The sequence below is a fragment of the Synechocystis sp. PCC 6714 genome (assembly GCF_000478825.2).
In the GTDB taxonomy this organism is placed as follows: Bacteria; Cyanobacteriota; Cyanobacteriia; order Cyanobacteriales; family Microcystaceae; genus Synechocystis.
In genome coordinates this window covers 2225685-2248925 of the sequence record NZ_CP007542.1, presented here as the reverse complement: position 1 = coordinate 2248925, position 23241 = coordinate 2225685, and the positions used below count along the sequence as shown (strand labels likewise).

Below are 23241 nucleotides of genomic sequence, written 5' to 3'. Positions count from 1 at the left end.
AACCAACGAATTTCGTATACCAGCTAAGTCCCCAGGATATGGGCAAAAATGAACTCTTGCCCCCAGTATAATTCCCTAAATCCAAGGAACAATTATGGTATGTTGGGGGGCAATGGCAATAGGGCAAGGCAGGGAAAACCGGTGTCAACACCAAAGATTTTGGCAGTAGTTAACGGCAAGGGCGGCGTTGGCAAAACCACAACCGCAGTTAACCTGGCCGCGATTCTGGCGGAAAAGCTCTCAGTACTTTTAGTGGACGCAGATCCCCAAGGCTCTGCCAGTTGGTGGGTGGAGCGCAGTGAAGAAAAAATGGGTTTCCAGCTCAGCCGGGAAAATAATCCCCGGGTATTGATGGATTTACCCCAGGCGAATAACTATCAAATCATTGTGGTGGATACTCCCCCGGCTCTCCGTTCCGAGGCCTTAAAAACGGTTATTCGTTTAGCGGATTATTTAGTCCTGCCCACTCCTCCGGCCCCCATGGATTTAACTGCGTTGATCGACACAGTCAAGACTGCCGTCAATCCCCTACAGGTGGCCCATCGGGTGCTGTTGACTAAAGTGGACTCCCGTAGCCTTAATGAAACCCTAGAAGCCCAAAACACCCTTTTGCAATTGGGTATTCCCGCTTACCACGCCTTTGTGCGTAGCTATAAGGCCCATGAACGATCAGTATTGGATGGGGTGGCCATTACCCAGTGGAAAGGTAAACACGCTAAGGAAGCCCAATCAGATTATCGTCGGGTGGCGGACGAACTTTTGCGGGAATTACTCTAGGATTTTCGCTGCTTTTACCCAAATTTATTCTGCTTTGCCCATTTTTCCCCAGAGCCTAATTTAAATCCCCTTTCATATTACTTCCCTTGCCATGGCCAGAAAAAGTTTATCGGATTTGCTCAAGCAAGAAGTTCAAGCCCAGTCCCAACCGGAAGTCGAAGCGGAGGTTTCTGCTCCTTCTCCGCCTACCCCAGAGGAACCAACTTCCAGCGCCGATTTAGCCCGACTCCAAGCTCAACTGGATAGCCTCAAAACGGCCTTGGCAGAGGAAAAAAACCAGGGGCAAAAACTAAAACAGCAATTGCAACAGTGGAACGATCGCCAGCAGCAGGAAAAAACAACGCAGGAAAGGGTTAAAGAGTTAGAGCAGAGTTTGAAGCAAGAGCAGGCCCGGGTGAAAAAACTCCGGGACAAAGTGCAATTGGTGGAGAAGTTGCAAACCGAGTTGACAGAGGAAAAAAATTTAGTGGGCAAGCTTTACGGCAAAATCCAGGATCTAGAGGGGGATTTAACCACAACATCCAGTAGGGCCATCACCACCCTCCCCAGGGCCATGCCTCCCCGTTACGTGGCTCCCCAACAGCCCCCGACCCGTTTGAGTGATGAGGACATTGGTTGGTTCGATTAGCTCATTCTGGAATTGATTCGATTCAGTCCACTGGATACCACAGGCGATCGCCAAAATGGCCCTGGACGCTGAAACTTTCCGTTGCCATCGGCTAGGATCGATAGCCATGGATTCACTTTAGTTAAAGCAATGGCCCGGGATCATTCAGATCAGTGGCCCGGACGACAACACCGATTCAAGTTTAGTTAGTAGTCATGAGAAACGTTTTAACTGTTTTCGCTTTACTCCTTTCGGGCACTGGCATTTTTGTCTCCCTGGCTAGGGAAGAATTGCGTTGTCGGGTGGGGCTCAGCAGTACCGAATGTCCTCCGGCGATCGCCCAACCGGAAAATGCCACTCCCCAGGATAATGCTGCCCGACTGGTTAATTCCAGTTTGCTTCCCAATGCTTCGGCAAGGGATAAATCAGACAAAATTGGTGTTCCCAGCCCCGAAACAGCCAAAGTAGTGGAAACCGAAGCTAGCCAACAAATTGAAGAAAATATTCTTCCCATCGAAACCACCACTAGCTCAGAACAGAGTGCCCCGGTAGAAAACTCCACACCCCCACTCCATAGTCCCCTGGGGGCTCCCATTGAACAAAAAGCCGTCGACACAGCTATTATCAACAATCCAGCCCCGAAAAAAGCCTTACCCGGTGCCGATCCCATTGCTCCCCCCGCCAGCAAGAATCCGGCGGAAGATAACCTAATTCAAGTTATTCCTGCGGAGGGAACAGCTATCCCCGTTGCCCCAATGCCCCAGGAATAGAATTGACATCCTCCTTGGCCTAAAGGCGAAGGATCACTGAGCCTCACGATTCAATTTTCTGTTTCATTCACTGTCGCATACCACAGCTAAAAAGATATGTACTGTTTTACACAGAGTCCACAGACTTTCACTCCATTTCAGAAGTCCGATCCCGATAGCCCATCGGTACGGTTTAAGTAAAATGCTTTTCGTACTTAGTGCTTAGACTTTTTACCTTGCCAAGCATTCCTAGCAAGACCCCCCTAAGCCTAGTTTTCAAGGTGCTGTGCCGACTACTTGGTTTTCGTTTTCGGCACTCCCATTTTAATGTAAAGCCTTGCTAAAGCCGGGGGTTTCAAACCCATTTTTCTGATGATTAACATGGAGTAAAAATTTGGGTCTTAATCCCATCTCCGCCGAGGCTTTGGTGGTGAAACTCTCCCAATTTTCTAATCGGGTGTCTGTGGATTTGCAACTTTAAGCCCAAACGGTCAATTTTGTCCACATCAATAGAGCATTAAAACTAGTCAAAAGGAACTAATGCGCTCCATGGTTGGGGATAAAAAGCCAATAATTTCGAGCCTTTGGGCTTTAAAAGCTCCTATAATGGTTTGCGCCTTAGAATTATTTTGTCTTCCCTTCGTTCCAGCGCATGCCCCGAATACTGATCATCGATGACGACCCCGCAATCTCAGATTTAGTCTCCATTAATCTAGAAATGGCGGGCTACGATGTCCAGCAGGCGATGGATGGCATTAAGGGTCAGGCGTTGGCGGTGCAGCTGCAACCGGATTTGATCATGTTGGATTTGATGTTACCCAAAGTGGATGGATTTACCGTCTGTCAACGTTTGCGGCGGGATGACCGCACTGCCGATATTCCAGTGTTAATGCTAACGGCGTTGGGACAGATCCAGGATAAGATCCAAGGCTTTGACTCTGGGGCCGATGATTATCTGACTAAGCCCTTTGACGTGGAAGAAATGCTCGCTAGGGTGAGAGCCCTTTTGCGGCGCACCGATCGCATTCCCCAGGCCGCTAAACATTCGGAAATTCTCAACCAAGGGCCCCTGACCTTAGTACCGGAAAGATTTGAGGCCATTTGGTTTGGCAAAAGTATTAAGTTGACCCATTTGGAGTTTGAATTGCTCCATTGCCTACTGCAACGCCATGGGCAGACGGTTTCCCCCAGTGATATTTTGCGAGAAGTGTGGGGCTATGAACCGGATGATGATATTGAGACCATTCGGGTACATATTCGCCATCTCCGCACTAAGTTGGAACCAAATCCCCGCCGGCCTCGCTTTATCAAAACGGTCTATGGGGCGGGCTATTGCTTGGAACTTTCCATAGAGGAGGGAAGTAGCACTCCTGCATAGACTGTGGCATTTGCCCAGAATATTAAAAGGTTTACATTTAGTTCACTTATTCTCTCTATTATTCTATTGTTCGATTAATTTGCCCTAAATTTGAGTTTTTTTATGGCCGTCACCGATTTAGATTTGACTAATTCCTACCTCATGGCGACGTTGAACCCGATGATTCAACAGTTGGCCCTGGCCATCTCCACTAGTTGGCAGACTTTGCCCCTCAAACCCTATCAATTGCCGGAGGATTTGGGCTACGTGGAAGGCCGATTGGAAGGCGAAAAATTGGTGATTGAAAATCGCTGTTATCAAACGTCCCAGTTCCGCAAAATGCATCTGGAGCTGGCCAAGGTGGGCAAGGGGTTGGATATTCTCCACTGTGTAATGTTTCCCGAGCCTTTATACGGTTTACCCTTGTTTGGCTGTGACATTGTGGCAGGGCCCGCCGGAGTTAGTGCGGCCATTGCGGATCTTTCCCCCACCCAAGGCGATCGCCAATTACCGGCAGGGTACCAAAAAGCGTTGGCTCAGTTAGACAAACCGGAATTTGAGCAACAACGGGAACTGCCTCCCTGGGGGGAAATATTTTCCGATTATTGTTTATTCATTCGCCCTGGCAATGCCACTGAAGAAGAGCAGTTTGTACAACTAGTGGCTGATTTCCTCCAAATTCACTGCCATCAGGCGATTGCCGCCGAGCCTTTGAATGAAATTCAAGCACTGGAACATCGTCAGGGGCAAATCCATTACTGTCAACAACAGCAAAAAAATGACAAAACCCGCCGGGTGCTGGAAAAAGCATTTGGGGACGCCTGGGCAGAACGATATATGAGCCAAGTGTTATTTGATGTTATCCAGTAAAAAATTTGATTTGATTGCCTGCTCTTCAATCACTTTTTGTGTATAAATAACTCCACTGTCACCCGAAGTCAACCTAGGTGTTGGCCGTTATAGCAAAGATTAGGACGGTTAGGATGAATAATCACTGAGACCCTTTCCAAATAAGGGTTTTAAAATTGAAAATGTCCTAAACAGCCCACTTTTTGCTATACCTGGGATAGAAAAGAGTGCGTTCACATTTCCTTCTCCAGTTTTTCTACTATTTGTTTAGCTTCTTTTAACCCGTAACCAGTTAGGGAGCGACAGATTTTTATCGCCTCAATCTTTCTGCCTTGCCCAATTAATATCATAATTTGTTTCTTCTCTCCGGCTGATAGTTGGGAAGTTTTTTGCTCAATGTCAATAAAATCTTCACTATTTTTCGGTGATCCTCCCTGGAATAAAATTACCAGTAAAAATATGATTACCAATGCTATCAATACCAAAATTACAGTCATACCCATTCCTTATTTTTTTGATTTGTTGGGTTACTTGAAAAAGATTTTGCCATTGTCAGCATCCTAGGGTAAAAATAACTCAGCTTGTACTGTGCCTGCCCGCTCAGCTTGGGCAGTGATAGTCAATTTTTGTCCGGGTTGTCCTTTAATTATCCAAGTTAAATGGCGGCGGTAATCAATTCCATTGGCCAAGGAAGATTTAGCTTTATTGGATCTTCCCTCTAGGTGCGGTAATTCCTGTTGAAGTTTCCCGGTAATTAACATTATATCGTCTGGTTTTTCTAAGCTAATTTTAATAGGGCGCACTGCTTTCCTTTCTAATGTTTTTTGGCTGGTGTAGGTGGGGAGAAAACCTTGATTTTCCCATTGCACTGTAATTTGATAAATTCCTGCCCCCTGGGGAATAATTTCCGTTTTGGAGACCACTAGGCGGGGAGACATCAGGGCATGGGTCAAAGCAAAGCGAAACTGTTGCTCACATAGTTCCGGTAAAAACTGGGCGGGGGCGTTCTGCCACATGGTTTTAAAACTCCAACCGCCAATTTCCACTTCCCCCAGTTGGGGATGATTAAAGGGCTGCCAATTAATAAAGCCTTCTCCATTCAATGCTTGGTCATTCCATTGCATCAGTTTATAGTCGTCCTCCGGGGGATGCCAACGGAACCATTCGATTAAGTCTTCTTTTTGAATGCCAGCGGCGGTGGGGGCGTCCCAAAGTTCGACAGTGAAGCCGAACCAGCCGTAATGGTCATAGGCATAGTCATCCATCACACCGTAGATTACTTCCTTGGGATGGTAACGGAAATCGTGGTAGGCGGAAATGCAATTGTACCCAGTTAATGCTTTGCCTTTTTCCCCGAGAATTTTGTACACCTCTAGGTCTTCTACGGGTAAATTTTCGTCTGCTTGGGAAGCGTAGGGGCGCAAAATTACCGCTGAGTAGGTGTGGTAGCTGATAAAACCGTTGATGTTGCGGTGCTGTTGCCAAAATTCCGCTTCAGCTCTGGTTTCCGGCTCGGAAAAGGGAAAATCCCCGGCTCCTTGCTGTTGTCCTTCCGGGGCCCATTGGTGGGGATAGTTGCGATTAAAGTCCAATCCTTCCTGGCTGGGGGCTAAGTCAAATTCGTAGCCGTCATGGTTCCGGATCAGGCCTTCCGGTAACAAAGTATAGTATTCACCGCCAAATTCCTCGGGCGATCGCCCGACCATGACCCTGGGATCTTGGTCAGAAATTTTCCAGGCACCACAGGGATCGGGAAGACGCATCTGCAAAATTAAACCGTCACCGTTCACATCTTCTGCGTATAAACCATCCCGTTCTTCGGGGTAGGGATAGGGCCGCACACTGGAGCGCAACAGGTAGGGGGTGGTCAAATACTTCTCCGCTCCGTCCATGGCTAATCGGGGCAGAACATAGATGGTGTGATGATCCAGCAAATGGGTAATTTGGGCATCATCCCCATACCTGGTCATCAGTTGGTATAGACAATAAAGGGCCACCGCTGATCCCGTCACTTCCCCGGCGTGGGTGTTGGCATCGATCCAATAACCGGGTTTATGGCGATAATCCCCCGTAGCTTGATTTGTGGCGATCGCCACCCAAATGTCCCGGCCTTCGTAGCTTTGGCCAATGGTCTGCACCGTTAGCAGGGAGTTGTAGTCACTCTGTAGTTGTTGCAAAAATTGGTCTATCTCTTGGTAGGTGAAATAGTGACTGAAATCAAAGGGGGGAACGGTCATGGGGACAAAACACTGGTACAAAGGATGGAAACAATGGGGATTGGCTTAAACTCAGATCCCAAAGTCGTACACCATCAATCTATACCCAACACCATGGCGATCGCCAATTACAGAACCATTACGAAAACCCAGTGGCAAGGATGGGTGGCAGCGGCCCGGCGCCAGGCCCTCAAAGGTAAGTTGCCCCAATACATTCCCCAGTTGAGCTTGGTCAATGCGGCTAATTTTGCCCTAGATATTGGTGATCAGAACGGTATTATTTACGAGGCGGGGAATACTGATTTAACATTCAGTTTGATGAGTGTGGTCAAACCTTTCCTCTGGCTTTACATACTCCATCACCGGGGTTGGCAGTGGGCCCAGCAAAAAGTTGGCGATCGCCCTTCCCATTTACCATTTAATTCCGTGGAGCAATTGGAGCAGGATGGGGGTTATCCCCGCAATACCATGGTTAACAGTGGGGCCATCTGCCTAGCAGGTCAGATTCCAGGGGCAACGGCAGACCAACGGTGTGAAAATTTCCTTACTTGGTTAAACCACACTGCCCAATGTCAACTTTGGCTTGACCAAGAACTATTAGCCTCTATCCATTCCCTCCCCAATCCCCGCAATCTGGCCATCGCCCATCTGCTGACAGAAAAAGGCTACGTGGAAGATGCTGCCCTAGCCTTGGACACCTATAATCAACTTTGTTGTTTGAGTGGTTGCCTCAAGGATTTGTTCAAGCTGGGCCTCGCCCTACAGTGTCCCCGACTGCCCTTACAGCCGGACACCACTGCCAGGGTCAAAGCCACCATGGCCAAAGCAGGACTTTATGAAATGTCAGAATTATTTTTTCAACGTACTGGTTTCATCTGCAAATCCGGGGTAAGTGGTTTGATTTTGGCTTGCTTGCCGGCCCAGTCACCGACCATTTTTGCCTGTTATAGTCCACCTTTGAATGAAGATGGTAATCCTGTGGCTCCCCTGGCATTATTGGAGTTTTTAGCCCTGGCGGGCAAAAGCTAACTAGGAATGAACCACTCGATGGTCAGGGTTAATGAGCCGGAAAAACTTTTGCTTTAATTGGCGATCAAATACTTCCCATTTCAGCTTGGTATATTCCGCTTGGTCATTGCATCCCGTTAGGAAACCCACAGGAATTTCAAAACCCCCTGCCATATCCCGACCGCCACCGTAGTAGCGCCCCGCATTATCCATGCCCAAACTTTCCTTTAAAAACTCGTCGGGGTCCAAGGTTAATTTATTAGTACGGAGAGAACCAATGACCAACTCGATGTCATTAGCGCGGTCGTGGACAATACCGTAAACCAAAGCGGTATGTACGTTTTCTTCCGTGGCCAAAAAATCCGCCGCCTGGGGAATAGCGTCTCGTTCTTCGTAGCGGAGATAGCCTACCCCGGCCAAAGAAAAATTATTTTGTACCACACGGTTTTGTAAAGAGCGCTCAATCACCTCCATTACCCGTTTAGAACGAGCCGACTGCAACACCGCATTTAACAACTGGGCATCGTAAATACGACTAAGGTAGGCCGCTGCCATAAATTCCGCTTCCTGGGCCTGGAGTAAATTGATGGTGTCGGAGCGTAAACCGTGCATCAGAGCAGTGGCGCATTTAACGTGGGTGGGATTACTGTTATTGAAATCCAACATGCCTCCCTGCAGATATTCCGTCAAAATAGTGGCAGTGGAACGACTACCAGTGCGAATATCCACAAAAGCATTTTCCACTTCAAAATCGTCCTGTTGACTGTGGTGATCGATGATTACCACAATGGGGATCCTGGCTTCTTGTACTAAAGGCATTAGCTGACTGTTGGTGCCTTGACTGTCCACTAGCACACAGCCTTCGTAGTCCGAGAGGTCAATATCCTTGAGCATTTGTGGCCCCCAACGTTTGGCAGGGAGGCCGGTCAACTTCACCAAGGCAATATTCTCTTGGTGGGAAAGGGTACCGGCATAGACAATGTCACACTGGATTTCGTACTGAGCTGCAATCAACTGAAAAGCCCAGGCGCTGGAGAGGGCATCGGGGTCAGGGAAATCTTGAATTACTAAGATAAATCTTTGCCCCCGGTGGCACTCCAAATGGTGTTGGAGTTTGATAATCTGGGCTGTATTGGCGGAGGGGATGCGCGAAGAAATGGTGTCTAGGGCTGGGGAACAACCAATGTCCTTGCGAGTACTGGTAGCATTTGGGCCCGGGCACTGCATTGGACTGGATTCTGGAGCAGAAATGCCGTTAGTGGGCCGGGAGGAAACGGAATCCATTGCCGAAAAAGTGGAATAGGGAGGGACGTTAAACAGATCATAACATTTAGCTTCAATGTACTAGTAACCTGAATGCCGGTAGTCTAGTTAAAGGCCAAAGTAAAGAACCATGGATGGCCCCACACCATCACCATTGGTTAACTGTTGCTTAACGGGGAAAATTGTGCTAAGCTTCCAACCCTATGCACTACGCCATTCCCAAAACCTATGCCGAATTAGATGCCCTACGTCGTTTGCCCGCTAATGAGGAATTGGTGGCAGTGGCGATCGCCGGGGTAATTAACTGGGCCCGGGCCAATGACCGGTCCTTGGACGATGTGGTCAGAGAAATCCTTGCGGAAGACGGCCTATTGGATTATGTGCAGAGGGATCTGCTCAGTGAGATGTTGACCCAGGCATGGCAGATGCTACCCCATTTGCCCAATCCTTTGCCCAGTGGAGCACCGTCTGCACCCGGGAACTGGTGGGAGCCTCGCAATAAAGCCTCAGTAAAGGTTCCGTCCCACTAAAACGAATTAATAACCAACCGCCCCCAGCCATACGGAATTTGTAGCCATCGGTGGTAATTAAATCCGTCACTTCTTCCCCGGCGATCGCCGTCAGGGGATTGTTATTGAGGGTTTGCACCAAAGCAGTGCGAACATCCATGCTAGATAAAGGTAAATCGATGCGGTCATATTCACTGACAAAACCAACCTTTTGCTGGAGGCGTTGGTACTGTTCACTAATATCCTGCTGACACTGCACCACCGTTTCCAACACGTACAGAGCGGATAATAATGCGTCCCGTTCAGGGATATGCCCCCCATAACCGATGCCGCCGGATTCCTCCCCACCAATTAAAACCGGACTAGTCAACATTCTGTCAGCAATGTATTTATAGCCGATCGCCGTTTCAGTTAGGGGAATGCCGTACAGTTCCGCCAGCTTGGGAATTAGGTCAGAGCCGCTAACGGTTTTAACAATTTCCCCCTGTAGTCCCTTTTGTGTGGCTAGGTGGTAAATCAAAATGGGAATGAGTCCTTGGGAACTGAGGAAATTGCCCTGGCCATCCACTGCGGCAATGCGGTCGGCGTCTCCGTCAAAAATTAAACCCACCCGTAGCCCCGACGCTCCATCCTGGGCAGCTATTTTCAGGGCTGCCAATAATTTAGGCACATACTTGGGTAGGGGTTCTGGGGAGCCACCACCAAATAGGGGATCCCGATCGCCGTTAATTTCATCAATGGGACAACCCAGCAATCTCTCTAGGCCAGTGGCCGCCGCCCCGTGCATCACATCGGCAAATACCCGCAATTTTCCTTGGTGAATTGCCTGCCGAATGGGGGACACATCCACCTTTGCTTGCAAGCCTTGGCAATAGCTAGGCCAGGGATCAAAATAATGCAAACTTCCCCCTTCTTGGGGCTGGGGTAGGGCATTTTCTAATTGAGCTTCTATCTTCTCGGTAATTTCTGCACCGACGGAACCACCAAAGGCTCCCTTAACTTTTAAACCTAAATAATTGGCAGGATTATGGCTGGCGGTCAATACCAAAGCACCGATGGCCTTTTCCTGGTGGGCCGCCCAACTGAATGCAGGGGTGGGGGCATAGCTTTCACTCAGCCACACCTCAAAGCCCAATTCCTTCACGGTCTGGGCAACTAACTGGGCAAATTGTTCCGCCATAAACCGGCGGTCATAGCCGACAATGAGGCGATGTGGGAGAGCATTTCCACCAAATTCTTCCGCCAAAACCTGGGCCGCCACCGATGCCACCCTAGCTACTCGCTCAAAGGTAAATTCTGCCGCGATTACCCCCCGCCAACCATCAGTACCAAATTTAATCGGAGCAGGAGTATAAACCATGGCAGACCTATTGTTGTTAGAGTTGGTGGATCTGTTAACCGTGGCTATTTTACCCCAACGTTTGCTTTGTCCAGAAAGAGAAAGTTAGCCAAGGAAAATGGGATACAAACCTCGCCCTCAAGGACGGCCTTTTGATAGACTTGATATGGGTAAAATCCTTGCAGGAACTGGGCGAAGAGTCTCAAAATTTAGTGTTTTAAGTCAAAAATCCTTAATTTATCTTAACTATTTACAGGGAATGGGAAAGTAACGGTTAGGAATGGAATCACCGTTGCTTAGGACTTCGTAAGGAATCCCAGTCAGGGGAAATTTTGGTTCAAAAATTCTCTTTCCTTAAAGATGGGGGTGTTATTGAACTAGGTCTTGATTTTCCTCCACCTCCGCCCCCAGCCAGCGTTCCGTAAATCGAGTAATTACCCTACCGTAGAGTAGATCTAGTATTTGTACATTGATAACTCTTTGCATGGGGCTATTTTCCCTGAGCACAAAACCATAGGGTTCTAGAGAAACACGAATCTCCGTTACTTCCAAGTTAATATGGGGATTTCGTCTAGTATAGTAAATTAATGCTGGTCGATCAAACATCACTGCATCAACTTGCTTTCGTTCTAGTAGGGTTACTGCCCCCTTTAAGCTGCTGACCTCGGTGATTTCGGCTCGATAAAATTTGGCCCAATCTACTGCTGTGGTATCCTGCACCACTGCCACATCTTTATTTTTTAAGTCACCCACACTTCTAAACGCAGGGGTTGCATTGGCTTCGGAAAGAGCGGTGGTAAAAGCTGAGGCCAAACCCGCCGTAATGGAAGAAAAGCTCAGCAATGCCACCACCATCCAGACGCCTGCTACCAGTTGTCCCAATTTTGTTTTCGGCGATTGATCGCCATAGCCCACCGTTGTCAGAGTTACAAGGGCAAACCACATACCATTGTGTAACCCATCTGGGTAGTGGGGGGGAAACTGTTCTGGATTGGCACGATGCTCCGCTAGCCAAATTAAGTTGCCCACCAAAAACAATAGGAGAATGAGAATACCTGCCGAAGATAGGGCCGCCAGGCCGAAAAAAGGAGCTAACCTTTCCCACAAGCTGGCCGGTTTCCCGGGAATTAAAAGGCCAATCCCACTACTAAAATAGGGTTGGGAGAAAATAATACCCTTTATGGCGGCCCGTTCCGGGGTGATGCTGATGGGGCCGATCAAAATATCCAATTCTCCTTCTGCTACTGCTTTAATGCCTTCGGAAATTGATTTCTGACGTAAGTATTGCGAGTCCCATTGCTGGGATTGGGCTATGGCCTGCCAGACATCCAGACTAATGCCAGTAGCATCTATATCATTCTCACCATAAACCACAAATGGAGGATTACCCACTACTCCTACTTTTAATGTTTGCGAACTGACTATGTCCTGGCCCTGCACTGGTTCAGTCCATTGGCCTGTGGTCAAATCAACGGCGATCGTGGCAAAACTAAGGGAGACCACCAGAATTAGGCGACGCAGGATTAACATTAGCCAAACAAGGACTCAGACAACAAGAGCTACGCCCCCCATACTGCCATACAGTTTGAACTTTATGGTATCTTTTACCTGGACGATAAGACTTGCCCTTAATTGGATGGATAAATATGTGGGCATTTATGGCATGTTCTAAAACTTCTCTGGGACATTGTTGAATAATTCATGGCAGCAACAAAAAAGAAGATCCGAAGAACTTCCTTTTGCTTTTTCTTTTTTTTTAATACCCCCAAGGGAATTCGAATCCCTGTCGCCTCCGTGAAAGGGAGGTGTCCTAGGCCTCTAGACGATGGGGGCTAGGCGGTCTTGGTAACGAGACGTTATTTCAGACGTTTTTAAATATAGCGATAAAGATTGATCGCTGTCAACCCTAAGCAATTAATTTTTTCCGTCTTCTCTTAAACCACGGTCAAGGGTCAAAAAATAGCTGGACGGGGTTAGTGGTCGCCATCGGCATAGTTAGCGAATGGGATTGTGGACCGTTACCAATTTGGTGCCATCGGGAAAAGTTGCTTCCACCTGCACTTCGGGCAACATTTCCGGTATTCCTTCCATCACGTCATCCCGGTTTAAGAGGGTGGCGCCGTAGTCCATCAAATCCGCCACGGTGCGTCCATCCCTAGCTCCTTCAAGAATAGCGGCAGAAATATAGGCCACAGCTTCAGGATAATTCAATTTCAAGCCCCGGGCTTTGCGACGTTCCGCCACCAGGCTGGCGGTAAAAATCAATAATTTATCTTTTTCTTGGGGACTTAACTGCATGGGATGAAAGTAAAGAGCTTGATGGGGAGAGCAAAAAAAAGTTGGTTGGTTTCCTGACCGTTAGTATAGCGATTAGTCCGACCAATATTGGGTCAATGTTAATGGTTTGGGGGCAGTGGGGCTTTTTGGGCTAGTCTGAAACTATACATTTTCTAGATATTTTCTAGGCGTGACCAATGACAAAAACAGATTTACTCTGGCCAGCCTTGATCACTGCTTTGACAGCGGTGCTTTACCTAGTGCTGGTCATTAATGTGGGGCGGGCTCGGGCTAAATATGGGGTAATGCCACCAGCCACCACCGGCAATGAAGATTTTGAGCGGGTATTGAGGGTGCAATATAATACCCTAGAGCAGTTGGCCTTGTTCTTGCCCGGATTATGGTTGTTTGCCATTTACCGAGATCCGATTATTGCCAGCATTTTAGGGGGGCTTTGGATATTGGGGCGCATCCTCTATGCCTGGGGCTATTACCGGGCGGCGGAAAAAAGAATGGTTGGTTTTGCCCTTGGTTCCCTTAGTTCCATAATTTTAGTTTTGGGGGCACTGCTCTCAATCCTTTGGCAGTTGGGGCAAATATCCCAGTTTTGAACAAACCCTGTAATTCTCCTCTCCTGGGGGAAACGCCGGGGCGATCGCCTTTGTTCGCTACACTAGTAGTTTGAACCCTTCATAAAGTGAGTCCTTAGCCTGGAACGGTTGGGGGCTTTTTTTCAGCGGTAAGTCAGGATCAGATCAACCATCGATCAGTAGTTGGAAAAATCATTAAAGCACCTGGGCTCGCAACCAAGCCACTGGCAAATATAATAGCTTCTTGGGGGTAGGCACATAGGCCCGGCGATCAAACACATTGTAATCGTTGGCTTCGATAACATCCAGAATGCCTTTATACAACATTAATGCTGTCCATACGGGCCAACGGGCATCTCGATTTAAAGCCCGGATACCCCGTTCCGCATCTTCAAAATAACGCCGGGCCCGGTCAATTTCAAATTTCATTAGACTACGCCAACGGTCGTCGTTTACCCCGTTGAGTAAATCCTGTTCGCTATAATTAAACTTTTCCAGATCTTCCAGGGGTAGATAAATTCGGCCCCGTTCCACGTCTTCCCCCACGTCCCGCAAAATGTTGGTCAGCTGGTTCGCTACGCCTAAGGCGATCGCCTCTTCCTGGGGAATGTAGACCGCATCCGGTTGCCAGGGAGTTTGGCCGTTGCCTGTATCTACCCCCAAAACGGCACTGGACATCAAACCGACGGTGCCTGCCACCCGATAACAATATAAATCTAATTCTTCAAAGGTCTGGTAGCGGGAACGGTAAAGGTCCATTCGCTGACCGGCGATCATATCCCGGAAGGGCTGGATATCCAGGGGAAAAGTTTCCAGGGTATCCACCAAGGCCACATCGGCGTCGTCCTGGGGCTGACCGGCAAAAATGGACTCCAATCGTCGTTCCCAATGATCCAATGTCTCCGGAGTGGTGGTGGCCGCCTGGGGTCCATCCACTAGTTCGTCAGTCCTGCGGCACCAGAGGTAAATGGCCCAAATCGCCCTTCTTTTGGCGGTCGGCATCAACAAAGTTCCCAGATAAAAGGTTTTTGCGTACTGGGCGGTTACTTGACGACAAATTTCGTAGGCTTCCTCAACAGAAGCACAGGGCTTTGCAGATGGAGACGGTTTGGGCAGTTGTAACATTAAGGACGGACGGGGTTCGGAAGTCAGCCACCGGGATTGGGGTTTGGTAACTGCACGCTGGGGGGAAATTTGACCGTTAGCCATTTAGCATTGTCGCATTAGGGTTGCCATTTGTCAGGAAGATTGCCAATGAGCCTGGGATCTTTACCCCACGGTAACTATTTCGGGGGCTAGGGGAACGGCTTGGGGGGTAAAATCAGCGGCGATCGCCTGGGCGCATTGTTTGCCAGAAAGTACGGCCCCTTCCATGCTGCCCAAGTATTTTTGCATGGTGAAGTCCCCAGCGAGGTAAAAGTTAGGCACCGAAGTGCGTTGGTCAGGGCGACAAGCCTGGCGGCCAGGGGTCGCTTTGTAAACGGAACGGGGGGTTTTAACCACATGGGATTTGAGTAATTTAGCCGAGTTATCACCGGCAAAATGCTGGGGAAACAGCTTTTCAATCTCTGCCATGGTGGCCGCCACAATTTCTTCGTCGGATTTACCGATCCAATCCTGGGCCGGAGCCAGTACCAATTCCAACATGGATTTATCCGGGTCACTATATTCCCGGCAGGTATTGCTCATGTCGGCATAAACGCTTAACAACGGCGATCGCGAAAAAAGCAGATGGTCAATGTCCGTTAGCTTACGATCAAACCAAAGGTGGAGATTAATTACCGGTACTCCTTCTAAACCTTGAATTTGCTTAAACTCAGGGTATTCCCGCCAAGGTTCTGGCACCATGGTTTTTAGCGGATCCACCGGCATGGCAGACACGTACAAATCAGCTTGAATTACCTCATCGGCCGCCCCATCCAAACCCCGGATTAGGTAACCTTGTACGGAACCATCCTCATTTAACAAAATTTCTTTGAGGGGTTTATTTAGGTGAACCTCTCCACCCCGCTCAGCGATGTAATCTACCAATGGTTGGCAAAGACGTTCCGGCGGTGCACCGTCAAGAAAAGCCATTTTGGAGCCATCTTTTTCCTGCAAAAAGCGGTTTAATGCGGTCAGTAAAATGGTGGCGGAAATTTCATCAGGGTCAATAAAATTCAATGCCTTACTCATGGCAATGAACACTTCTTTTTCGATGCGGGGCGGAATATTTTGCTTTGCCATCCACTCCGACCAAGTGTATTTATCCATCTCTTCCACATAGCTTTGGCCCTGGACAATGGCGGGCAATAAACCTAGGCCAAAACGAATCTTTTCCGGCCAGGTCAACATATCGTTATTACGGAGAATGGCCACCAAACCGTTGATGGGAGCGGGAATGTCAGGAAAATCAAAACGGGAGTAAGTACCAGGTTTTTCTGGTTGATTGAAGATCATGCTGTGCTCTTTCCATTGCAGCCGATCTTCGATGTCCAATTCCTTAAACAACTGCAACATATTGGGATAAGCCCCAAAGAAAATATGCAGGCCAGTTTCGTACCAATCCCCGTCTTCATCCTTCCATGCGGCGATCTTCCCGCCCAATACATCCCGACGTTCCAACACAATGGGGGTAAATCCCGCATCGGCTAAGTATTTGGCACAGGCTAGTCCGGCTAATCCGGCTCCGGCGATCACAACGCGCATGGGTTACTGTCTCGCTAAGGCATTTGGGGTTTACAGATTGGTTGTTATTATACTTTACGTTTCGTAATATTTCGGCGAATTTTGCCAAGATAGCTAGTTTGTATCAAATGTCGCCATGGCGATCGCCTGGCCGAAGAAATCCAGCGCCCAGGGTAATTTGGGGGATAATGGCCAATTTTGGCTAGGGGTTCATTGTGGCTAACAGACTCAGGAGTAGTCTTCCTCGGCCTCTGCTTTTTCCATTTCCTCTTTTTCCCTTTTCCTTTCTGCTAACACACAAGCTTGGCCCGCCCCCAGTACAAAACCGGCGATCGCCCCGAACCAGATTAACCGTCGTCCGTAGAAAATGCGATAGGGCTGGCTCATCGTAACTTGAACCTGGCTGGGGCGTTGACGTAGGGCAATCTGTCCCATGCCCCAACCAAACACAGTTCCCAATAGGGCAGTCATAACACCGCTCAGGACAACAACACGGTAATTCATAGGGTTAGGGCCTCCTGGTCTGAAAGTCTGAAATATAGAACAATACACAGTTCATGCTTAGCTCAGCCGGCGGGATCCAGGGGCGAAAATAGCCCAGACAATGCCCAAATAATCAACGCTCAGGGGGACTTACCAGCACTTAAAGCAAGGCTATGGTTGTCGATAGTATATTAGGTAGAAGGGAAAAAACTTTTCTCCCCTGTGATTATCCTAATCAAAAATCTACTTTTTATGAGTAATACCAGCAATTTTCGTCAGATCATGGCGGAGGCAAAAGGCCAAAGTCTGATCGGGCCAAACGTGATAAAAAATGCCCTCCCCTATCTTGGCGGAGGTTTGGTGCTGACGGCGGCGGGAACCTTCGGTGGTCTCAGCATTATTCAGGGTAATCCCGGCCTATTTATGCCCACTTTTTGGGCTGCTTTAATCGGCAACTTTATTCTCTTTTTTGTTGCCATGCGGGTGGCGGAAAGTGGCAATAACGCAACAGCTTTGCCCCTGTTAACCCTGTATAGTTTGCTATCTGGTTATACCCTGAGTGGCATTATTTACCTGGCCCTGCAAACCAGTGGGGTAGGTATCCAAGGCATTGGTGTGGCGGCCTTGGGCTGTGGCGTAACCTTTGTGGTGGCCCGTAGTATTGGTTCTAACTTATCGGAAGAAGATGGCATTGCCCTGAGCAAAACCGTCAGCTTAGCCTTAATTGGCTTAGTAGTGGTGATGCTTCTCCAAATAGTGCTGAGCTTTTTTGGAGTCATTACCCCCACCTTTTTGGAAGTAGCTATTTCTGGCTTCGGTGTGTTGCTGTTTGCTGGGGTTTCGGTGGTGGACTTTTTTGTTTTGCCCCGCACCTATCGGGATGATCAGTATTTGGCCGCTTCCCTCTCCATGTATTTGACCTATATCAACCTGTTCATTTTCATTCTGCGTCTATTGATCGCCCTTAACGGTCGGGACTAATTTTTAGCAGGGCCTCGTTGCTCCGAATTCTAGCTAGAACATAGGCCGGATCCCCTGGTTAAAGAATAACTAGGGGATTTTTACTTTGGGGAGAAATTATCCAACAGCCTCCCCATTGCTTGTGGTTTTCTTAATCTTCGACGGTTAATTTTTTCGGTTTATGGGAGAGTTCTATCTTATATTCGATGCCCTGGGCTCCCTCCATTTCCAAATCCTGGAGGTAACCTTGGTGGTGGGCGATCGCCTCTTCTTGGGAAGTAAAGGGGCCAAAATAGTAGATACAGCGGGGAGATTGGGTGGAAACACGAATCCACCATTTACGGTTGGCAAAAAAGGCTAGACTGACGGCACAGAAGAAAACAAGGAACAGCAGAACGCCAAACATAAACAACTCGCTCGATGGGAAATAATGAATGATATGGGGATAATGTAAGGCAATATAACCTGGGATAGCCCGACCCCGAAAAGGTGGATAGCAATAATTCAGCCAACTCTCCCCAGAGTATAGTATTGGTCAAGCACAATGGAGACGATTAACCCCATCCCCGCCTATGTCAAAGTCCAAGTCCTCCGGCCACCGTTTTTCCCTGCTGATGTTACTGCGTCTGCGCCGTGGCTTTACGACTAATTTGGATTTGACCGATGGACATAAGGTGCAAATCTACACCCAGTTATGTGAGTCCGTTAGCCTCAGGGACATAAGCTATTGGATTGAGGTTTTATTTGCGGCGGGCATTGCCACCCTGGGTTTGGTACTCAATAGTCCGGCGGTAATCATTGGCGCAATGCTGATTTCCCCTTTGATGGGGCCAATTTTGTCCAATGGTATGGGGTTGGCATCGGGGGACGTGGTGCTGTGGTTGAGGGCGGCGCTCAATTTATTACTGAGCTGTAGTTTAGCCATTGTTTTCGCCACCATTCTGGTGGTCATCGTTCCTTTTAAGGAAATTACTCCGGAAATTTTAGCTAGAACTAACCCTACCCTGTTAGACCTAATTGTGGCCCTATTTTCCGGGGCCGTGGGCTCGGTGGCCACCTGTAAACAGGCCAAGGGGGTGGCTGCTTCTTTACCGGGGGTGGCGATCGCCGTAGCATTGATGCCGCCATTATGCGTGGTGGGCTATGGCATTGGCACCTATTTCAGCTTGGGTTCTTCCCAGGGCTTGACCGTGGCCAGGGGGGGAGGATTGTTATTTATCACCAACCTAGTGGCCATTATTTTCACCGCCATGATCGTGTTCTTTTTTGTCAACTTCGACGTGCGGGCGGTGCGGGAAGCCATTGGGGAATGGAAACAGGAAAATCCAGAAAGTCGCGCGGTTAGTGCTTGGCTGAGGAATTTCCCTGCCTATACGACCTTCCAGCGGGTGGGGGGATTGCCCAGTCGCTTTTTCTTGATCCTGGTTACCCTAGGGATGATTTCCTTTCCTTTGACCAAATCCCTGGAACAGGTGCGACGCCAAGTGACCCACCAACGGGAAGAAAACCAACTTAATTCCACCATTAAACAGGTCTGGCAGGATAATTTTGACGGGGGCGATGATGAATTTCGTTCTTACATTGACCAGGTGAAAGCGAAACGGGATGACAACCAAGTGACAGTGCAACTCCAGGTGGTGACCGACAAGCTCTACAGCCGGGAAGATGAAGACCGCTTTGTGGACAAGTTGGCCTCTGCCCTCGACCTTAGCCCCAGTGACATTACTTTGCGGTTTGTGCAAATTCCCACTAGTCAAGCGGTCAATACGGAATCCATTCCGGTCATTACCCAGGTTAGTTATCTACCGAATCTACGGGGGGAATTAATGGGGGAAATTAGTCGTTCCCTCGCCCTGGTGAGCTTGCCTGACGCTCTGCAATTAGCAGATTACCAAGTAGTACTCCGGAGCGATAATTCCGCTTTTAAGCTGGTGGTTGTGTACCTTGGTGACCGGGACCTACAGGAAGATGCCCAGGTTATTCTTACCAATCAAATTCGGCGATCGTTACAGATCAATGATGCCATTGTGGAATACCAACGTCTCGCCATCGACCAAGGGCTTATTCCCCTCACCATTGTGGATGAAACTGCGGCGATCGCCAGTGCTCCCCTGAAACTTTCCAGCCAGACCCAAGCAGTGCTCGACAATGTGGGACAAATTCTCCGATCCCATCCCTCTCTGTATTTACGGCTTGCCATCCAACGTCCCCCAGATAGCAATCCCGCCAGTCTTTTTTCCCAAACAGAGCAAATTAGAGCCTATCTGAGCGATAACTGGCAAATTTCCGATAACCGAGTCCAGGAAACCACAAAAGTAGGGGAACCAACCCAGGTCTCCCTCCGTATTTTTTTAGGGGACGATATTGGGGCCCAGTAGGGCAAGTAAAAAAACAAGATAAACTGGGGCTGAGTTCTGTGCCTAAACCTATCAAACCGCCACCAGCCAATGGATCTGCTCTGCACCCGCCCCGGTTGTGCCCGTTTAAATTCTTTTCCTGACCTAGATAACCGCAACACTCTGCAAACGGCGCCACAAAAGTTTTGCACCAGTTGTCGGATGCCTTTAATCTTGGCGGGCCGATATTTGCCGGTTAAATTATTAGGCCAGGGAGGGTTTGGAGCAGCCTATCTAGCCCTGGACCGATTTACCCCCACCATGCCCTTTTGCGTAGTTAAACAGTTTCAGCCGTCGGGCAATTTAAATCAGCAACAATTGGATTTGGCTTTGTCCCTGTTTGAAAGGGAAGCGGTGGTGTTGGAAAAGTTGGGCAATCGCCATGGTCAGATTCCCGATTTGTTTGCCTACTTTCCCCTCCTGGTAGACAATCCCCGTACGGGGAGACAGGATCAATTTTTTTATTTGGTACAGGAATTTATTAATGGCCAGGACTTAGAAAAGACCATTGAAAAACATGGCCCAATGCAAGAATCGGAAGTGCGTTGGGTGTTGACGGAAATGCTCAATATTCTCAGTTTTGTCCATGGCACCGGAGCTATTCATCGGGACATTAAACCCTCTAATTTAATGCGGGATCAAGAGGGTAAATTATACCTGTTGGATTTTGGCGCCGTTAAGCAGGTAACAGCGGGGGTAGGGACAGGTAATGAAAGTTCCACCGGCATTTACTCCATGGGTTTTGCTCCGCCAGAACAAATGACCGGCAGTCAGGTCTACCCCGCAACGGATTTATATTCCCTAGCCGTCACCTGTCTTTATTTATTGACGGGTAAAACAGCCCAGGATTTATATGACGCTTACCATAACCAATGGAATTGGCGATCGCCTGGTTTAAAGGTTAGTCAGTCCTTGGCGGAGGTGATTGATCGTCTGCTGTTGCCCACTCCTAAGGACCGCTACAGCAGTGCGGAGGAAGTTTTATCGGCCCTCGATGGGAGCAAAGGAAATAAAGGTCAATCGGGAACTGTCGCAAACGTATCCCAGGGTTCTAAGACCCAAATTCAACCAGCTTCAGCCAGTTCTATCCCAACGCCAGTGGCGCCAAAAACACCGGGTAAAATCAGCCAAGCAGTGCAAAATTTGCCTGTAGTTAAAGTTTTGTTCCAGGGGGCTTTAACTGGTTCAGCCATCGTTTTTTGGGGCATCATTGCTCTGAGTATTTTTCCGCAAACTAATATCAGTTTGGGCATTTTGGGGATGGCGGTGGCATTGATGCTTTTGGCTCAATTTAAACGACTGTTAGAAGTAACGGAAATGTTGAGCCTTAATACCCTAACCATTTTGGCTTTGTTGGCCATACCGGGTCTGAGCCGCTGGCCATGGATCTTAGCATTGGCGGCCCAGTTAGATTTCCCTGTCCTAGTTACGGTAATTGTTGCGGCCCTTGCCGGGGCGATCGCCGTGGTAATTACCATTGCCCTATTTTTACTTATTCTAAAACTCTTATTTGCGATTTTAAGTAAAGTTTAAGCTGGCTGTTTACGGCGGCAAAAAATTACCTGTAAACGATCTAGGTCTAGTTGATCAAAGCGATCCACCGCCCAGTTAGCTTGCCTTTGCATGAAGTGATAGGGATAGGTGTGGGCAATGCCCACCACGGCTACACCAGCTTTTTTGGCCGCTTCAATGCCCGCAAAGGTGTCCTCAATCGCCAAACAATTTTCCGGCAAAAGGGGAGTGGTATCATTGGTTAGACTATTGGCCACAGCTTGGCTTTGGCGCCATTGGTTGAGCTTATTAATGGCCAACTGATAACCATCCGGTTGGGGTTTACTGGCAGTGATGTCGTCCCCGGCCACAATAACCGGAAAGTAAGTTTTCAGCCCTGCCCGGTCTAGGATATATTCCACCTCTGCTCTCACGGCCCCCGTCACCAAGGCGATCGCCAACCGCCGTAGTTGTAGATGGGCCAAAAACTCAGGCAGTCCATCATAAATGGGTAGGGTTTCCAAGGCCACCAATTTTTGATGGTAATTTTCTGCCTTGCGGTCAATTAGCTTTTGCAGATAGGCTTCCGTCAAACCCCGGCCACGATGTTCAAACAAATCTACCAAACAAGCCCGGTCACTGCGGCCCAGACAAAACTGTTGATAATCGGCCGGGGTGAGGGGGCGTAAATTTTCACTCAGCAATAAATCGTCAATGAGGGCCCGGTGAATGGCTTCGTCATTGATCACCACACCATTGAAGTCCAATAACACTGCCTTTAACATTTAAATCCTGCCTCTTTCTCCCTAGGGCAATGGAACGGGCCATGCCCACAACCCCATGATAATCTTTTCTGCTTCAGCACCAAGTATTAATACCCATCTCAGCTAAAATCGGTTCAGATGCGGCCCCTAGGGGTCTCCGTCCATTTTTGTAACTTTTCCATGGAAAAACTGTACGAAGGCAAAGCAAAAATCCTCTACCCCACAGAGAATCCCGACGTCCTCCTGACCATTTTTAAGGATGATGCCACCGCGTTCAATGCCCAAAAAAAGGGCCAAATCCAGGGCAAAGGAGCCATCAATTGCACCATCTCAGCGGCCCTATTCCGCTGGCTAGAAACCCTAGGAATTCCCACCCACTACATTGACTGCCCCCAGGAAGACCAAATGTTGGTCAAAGCTGTGCAGATTATTCCCCTAGAGGTGGTGGTGCGTAACATTGCCGCCGGTAGTTTGTGCAAGCAAACAGGTCTAAAAGAAGGTTTAGTGTTGCCAACTCCGTTGGTGGAGTTTTATCTCAAAGACGATGCCCTGGGGGATCCTCTGCTGACCTGGGAACGGGCCTTGCTGTTGGGCGTAACCGATGAAGCGGGATTACAGACTCTCAGGGATTTAGCCCTCAACATTAACCAACATCTGCGGCGTTTTTTTGCCCAGTGCGACATTACCCTGGTGGACTTCAAATTGGAATTCGGGGGCGATCGCCAGGGGAGGATCATTTTAGCCGATGAAATTAGCCCCGATACCTGCCGTTTGTGGGACAACACCCAGAGCGATCCCCAGGCTAGGGTGCTAGATAAAGACCGGTTTCGGCGGGATTTGGGCCAAATTGAGTCCGCCTACCAAACGGTGGAAAAACGGGTTTTGAGCCAAATTGAGCGCCTTCAGACTTGAATCGGCCGTTCCTGTTCCCCTTTGCCT

22 protein-coding genes and 1 tRNA gene are annotated in these 23241 nt (G+C 48.7%); 11 read left to right on the top strand and 12 right to left on the bottom strand.

The window, feature by feature from the left end; genetic code table 11:
- Positions 1-141: 141 nt before the first annotated feature.
- The 5 genes from D082_RS10295 (at position 142) to D082_RS10275 (ending at position 4360) form a co-directional block, all read left to right on the top strand.
- Positions 142-777 (top strand): ParA family protein, encoded by a 636-nt coding sequence (locus D082_RS10295; protein WP_028947755.1) that lies wholly within the window; start codon positions 142-144, stop codon positions 775-777.
- A gap of 91 nt (positions 778-868) precedes the next feature.
- Positions 869-1405 carry a hypothetical protein gene (locus tag D082_RS10290; protein ID WP_028947756.1) on the top strand — a complete coding sequence of 179 codons (537 nt, stop codon included), beginning with the start codon at positions 869-871 and terminating at the stop codon, positions 1403-1405.
- 194 nt (positions 1406-1599) lie between these two features.
- Positions 1600-2154, top strand: coding sequence for a hypothetical protein (locus D082_RS10285; RefSeq protein ID WP_028947757.1), 555 nt, complete (start codon positions 1600-1602; stop codon positions 2152-2154).
- Between the two features lie 631 nt (positions 2155-2785).
- Positions 2786-3511 (top strand): two component system response regulator RpaA, encoded by a 726-nt coding sequence (gene rpaA / locus D082_RS10280; RefSeq protein WP_028947758.1) that lies wholly within the window; start codon positions 2786-2788, stop codon positions 3509-3511.
- Positions 3512-3613: 102 nt separating this feature from the next.
- A complete protein-coding gene (locus tag D082_RS10275; protein ID WP_028947759.1) occupies positions 3614-4360 on the top strand; it encodes a phycocyanobilin:ferredoxin oxidoreductase in 747 nt (248 codons plus the stop codon).
- A 212-nt stretch (positions 4361-4572) separates the two neighbouring features.
- Here the strand turns inward: D082_RS10275 and D082_RS10270 are convergent, their stop codons facing one another.
- On the bottom strand, positions 4573-4836 hold the full coding sequence (locus tag D082_RS10270; protein ID WP_238546689.1) for a ribosomal protein L7/L12: 264 nt from the start codon (positions 4834-4836) through the stop codon (positions 4573-4575).
- A gap of 63 nt (positions 4837-4899) precedes the next feature.
- Positions 4900-6576 carry a M14 family metallopeptidase gene (locus tag D082_RS10265; protein WP_028947761.1) on the bottom strand — a complete coding sequence of 559 codons (1677 nt, stop codon included), beginning with the start codon at positions 6574-6576 and terminating at the stop codon, positions 4900-4902.
- Positions 6577-6609: 33 nt separating this feature from the next.
- On the opposite strand from D082_RS10265, the gene D082_RS10260 reads away from it, so the two are divergent.
- Entirely contained in the window at positions 6610-7584 is a 975-nt protein-coding gene (locus tag D082_RS10260) for a glutaminase (RefSeq protein ID WP_028947762.1), read from the top strand.
- Here the strand turns inward: D082_RS10260 and D082_RS10255 are convergent, their stop codons facing one another.
- The 5 genes from D082_RS10255 to ureA form a co-directional block, all read right to left on the bottom strand.
- On the bottom strand, positions 7585-8847 hold the full coding sequence (locus D082_RS10255) for a bifunctional oligoribonuclease/PAP phosphatase NrnA (protein ID WP_028947763.1): 1263 nt from the start codon (positions 8845-8847) through the stop codon (positions 7585-7587).
- A gap of 375 nt (positions 8848-9222) precedes the next feature.
- The gene (locus D082_RS10250; RefSeq protein WP_028947764.1) at positions 9223-10695 is read right to left on the bottom strand and encodes a phosphoglucomutase/phosphomannomutase family protein; all 1473 of its coding nucleotides are present in this window, start codon (positions 10693-10695) and stop codon (positions 9223-9225) included.
- A gap of 348 nt (positions 10696-11043) precedes the next feature.
- A complete protein-coding gene (locus D082_RS10245) occupies positions 11044-12204 on the bottom strand; it encodes a transporter substrate-binding domain-containing protein (protein ID WP_028947765.1) in 1161 nt (386 codons plus the stop codon).
- A 230-nt stretch (positions 12205-12434) separates the two neighbouring features.
- Positions 12435-12507, bottom strand: a tRNA-Glu gene (locus D082_RS10240).
- Between the two features lie 162 nt (positions 12508-12669).
- A complete protein-coding gene (ureA, locus tag D082_RS10235) occupies positions 12670-12972 on the bottom strand; it encodes an urease subunit gamma (RefSeq protein WP_028947766.1) in 303 nt (100 codons plus the stop codon).
- Between the two features lie 176 nt (positions 12973-13148).
- On the opposite strand from ureA, the gene D082_RS10230 reads away from it, so the two are divergent.
- Positions 13149-13562, top strand: coding sequence for an MAPEG family protein (locus D082_RS10230; RefSeq protein WP_028947767.1), 414 nt, complete (start codon positions 13149-13151; stop codon positions 13560-13562).
- Positions 13563-13736: 174 nt separating this feature from the next.
- Here the strand turns inward: D082_RS10230 and crtB are convergent, their stop codons facing one another.
- The 3 genes from crtB to D082_RS10215 all read right to left on the bottom strand — a co-directional run bounded on the left by crtB (position 13737) and on the right by D082_RS10215 (position 16712).
- On the bottom strand, positions 13737-14666 hold the full coding sequence (gene crtB, locus D082_RS10225) for a 15-cis-phytoene synthase CrtB (RefSeq protein WP_028947768.1): 930 nt from the start codon (positions 14664-14666) through the stop codon (positions 13737-13739).
- A 144-nt stretch (positions 14667-14810) separates the two neighbouring features.
- Positions 14811-16229 (bottom strand): 15-cis-phytoene desaturase, encoded by a 1419-nt coding sequence (gene pds / locus D082_RS10220; RefSeq protein WP_028947769.1) that lies wholly within the window; start codon positions 16227-16229, stop codon positions 14811-14813.
- A 207-nt stretch (positions 16230-16436) separates the two neighbouring features.
- Positions 16437-16712: a hypothetical protein gene (locus tag D082_RS10215; protein ID WP_238546688.1), complete on the bottom strand. Its 276-nt coding sequence runs from the start codon at positions 16710-16712 to the stop codon at positions 16437-16439.
- A 231-nt stretch (positions 16713-16943) separates the two neighbouring features.
- On the opposite strand from D082_RS10215, the gene D082_RS10210 reads away from it, so the two are divergent.
- Positions 16944-17672: a Bax inhibitor-1 family protein gene (locus D082_RS10210; protein ID WP_028947771.1), complete on the top strand. Its 729-nt coding sequence runs from the start codon at positions 16944-16946 to the stop codon at positions 17670-17672.
- 130 nt (positions 17673-17802) lie between these two features.
- Here D082_RS10210 and D082_RS10205 read toward each other — a convergent pair whose 3' ends face one another.
- Positions 17803-18057, bottom strand: a complete 255-nt coding sequence (locus D082_RS10205; protein ID WP_028947772.1) for a DUF1816 domain-containing protein — start codon at positions 18055-18057, stop codon at positions 17803-17805.
- A gap of 166 nt (positions 18058-18223) precedes the next feature.
- Here D082_RS10205 and D082_RS10200 point away from each other — a divergent pair, with 166 nt between their 5' ends.
- Together D082_RS10200 and D082_RS10195 are read left to right on the top strand one after the other, a co-directional pair.
- Positions 18224-20029 carry a DUF389 domain-containing protein gene (locus tag D082_RS10200; RefSeq protein WP_028947773.1) on the top strand — a complete coding sequence of 602 codons (1806 nt, stop codon included), beginning with the start codon at positions 18224-18226 and terminating at the stop codon, positions 20027-20029.
- 69 nt (positions 20030-20098) lie between these two features.
- Positions 20099-21580 (top strand): serine/threonine-protein kinase, encoded by a 1482-nt coding sequence (locus D082_RS10195; RefSeq protein ID WP_028947774.1) that lies wholly within the window; start codon positions 20099-20101, stop codon positions 21578-21580.
- On the opposite strand, the gene D082_RS10190 is transcribed toward D082_RS10195, so the two are convergent.
- Entirely contained in the window at positions 21577-22323 is a 747-nt protein-coding gene (locus D082_RS10190; protein ID WP_028947775.1) for an HAD family phosphatase, read from the bottom strand. The two genes, D082_RS10195 and D082_RS10190, sit on opposite strands and share 4 nt — an antisense overlap.
- A gap of 117 nt (positions 22324-22440) precedes the next feature.
- Between D082_RS10190 and purC the strand changes: the two genes are divergently transcribed.
- The gene (purC, locus tag D082_RS10185) at positions 22441-23214 is read left to right on the top strand and encodes a phosphoribosylaminoimidazolesuccinocarboxamide synthase (protein ID WP_081857641.1); all 774 of its coding nucleotides are present in this window, start codon (positions 22441-22443) and stop codon (positions 23212-23214) included.
- The last annotated feature ends 27 nt before the right edge of the window (positions 23215-23241 follow it).

Excerpts from the sequence above, each read along its gene's own strand:
- D082_RS10290 (WP_028947756.1), top strand. The coding sequence starts at position 869 with ATGGCCAGAAAAAGTTTATCGGATTTGCTCAAGCAAGAAGTTCAAGCC.
- D082_RS10285 (WP_028947757.1), top strand. The coding sequence starts at position 1,600 with ATGAGAAACGTTTTAACTGTTTTCGCTTTACTCCTTTCGGGCACTGGC.
- rpaA (WP_028947758.1), top strand. The coding sequence starts at position 2,786 with ATGCCCCGAATACTGATCATCGATGACGACCCCGCAATCTCAGATTTA.
- D082_RS10275 (WP_028947759.1), top strand. The coding sequence starts at position 3,614 with ATGGCCGTCACCGATTTAGATTTGACTAATTCCTACCTCATGGCGACG.
- D082_RS10270 (WP_238546689.1), bottom strand. The coding sequence starts at position 4,836 with ATGACTGTAATTTTGGTATTGATAGCATTGGTAATCATATTTTTACTG.
- D082_RS10265 (WP_028947761.1), bottom strand. The coding sequence starts at position 6,576 with ATGACCGTTCCCCCCTTTGATTTCAGTCACTATTTCACCTACCAAGAG.
- D082_RS10260 (WP_028947762.1), top strand. The coding sequence starts at position 6,610 with ATGGGGATTGGCTTAAACTCAGATCCCAAAGTCGTACACCATCAATCT.
- D082_RS10255 (WP_028947763.1), bottom strand. The coding sequence starts at position 8,847 with ATGGATTCCGTTTCCTCCCGGCCCACTAACGGCATTTCTGCTCCAGAA.
- D082_RS10250 (WP_028947764.1), bottom strand. The coding sequence starts at position 10,695 with ATGGTTTATACTCCTGCTCCGATTAAATTTGGTACTGATGGTTGGCGG.
- D082_RS10245 (WP_028947765.1), bottom strand. The coding sequence starts at position 12,204 with ATGTTAATCCTGCGTCGCCTAATTCTGGTGGTCTCCCTTAGTTTTGCC.
- ureA (WP_028947766.1), bottom strand. The coding sequence starts at position 12,972 with ATGCAGTTAAGTCCCCAAGAAAAAGATAAATTATTGATTTTTACCGCC.
- D082_RS10230 (WP_028947767.1), top strand. The coding sequence starts at position 13,149 with ATGACAAAAACAGATTTACTCTGGCCAGCCTTGATCACTGCTTTGACA.
- crtB (WP_028947768.1), bottom strand. The coding sequence starts at position 14,666 with ATGTTACAACTGCCCAAACCGTCTCCATCTGCAAAGCCCTGTGCTTCT.
- pds (WP_028947769.1), bottom strand. The coding sequence starts at position 16,229 with ATGCGCGTTGTGATCGCCGGAGCCGGATTAGCCGGACTAGCCTGTGCC.
- D082_RS10215 (WP_238546688.1), bottom strand. The coding sequence starts at position 16,712 with ATGAATTACCGTGTTGTTGTCCTGAGCGGTGTTATGACTGCCCTATTG.
- D082_RS10210 (WP_028947771.1), top strand. The coding sequence starts at position 16,944 with ATGAGTAATACCAGCAATTTTCGTCAGATCATGGCGGAGGCAAAAGGC.
- D082_RS10205 (WP_028947772.1), bottom strand. The coding sequence starts at position 18,057 with ATGTTTGGCGTTCTGCTGTTCCTTGTTTTCTTCTGTGCCGTCAGTCTA.
- D082_RS10200 (WP_028947773.1), top strand. The coding sequence starts at position 18,224 with ATGTCAAAGTCCAAGTCCTCCGGCCACCGTTTTTCCCTGCTGATGTTA.
- D082_RS10195 (WP_028947774.1), top strand. The coding sequence starts at position 20,099 with ATGGATCTGCTCTGCACCCGCCCCGGTTGTGCCCGTTTAAATTCTTTT.
- D082_RS10190 (WP_028947775.1), bottom strand. The coding sequence starts at position 22,323 with ATGTTAAAGGCAGTGTTATTGGACTTCAATGGTGTGGTGATCAATGAC.
- purC (WP_081857641.1), top strand. The coding sequence starts at position 22,441 with ATGCGGCCCCTAGGGGTCTCCGTCCATTTTTGTAACTTTTCCATGGAA.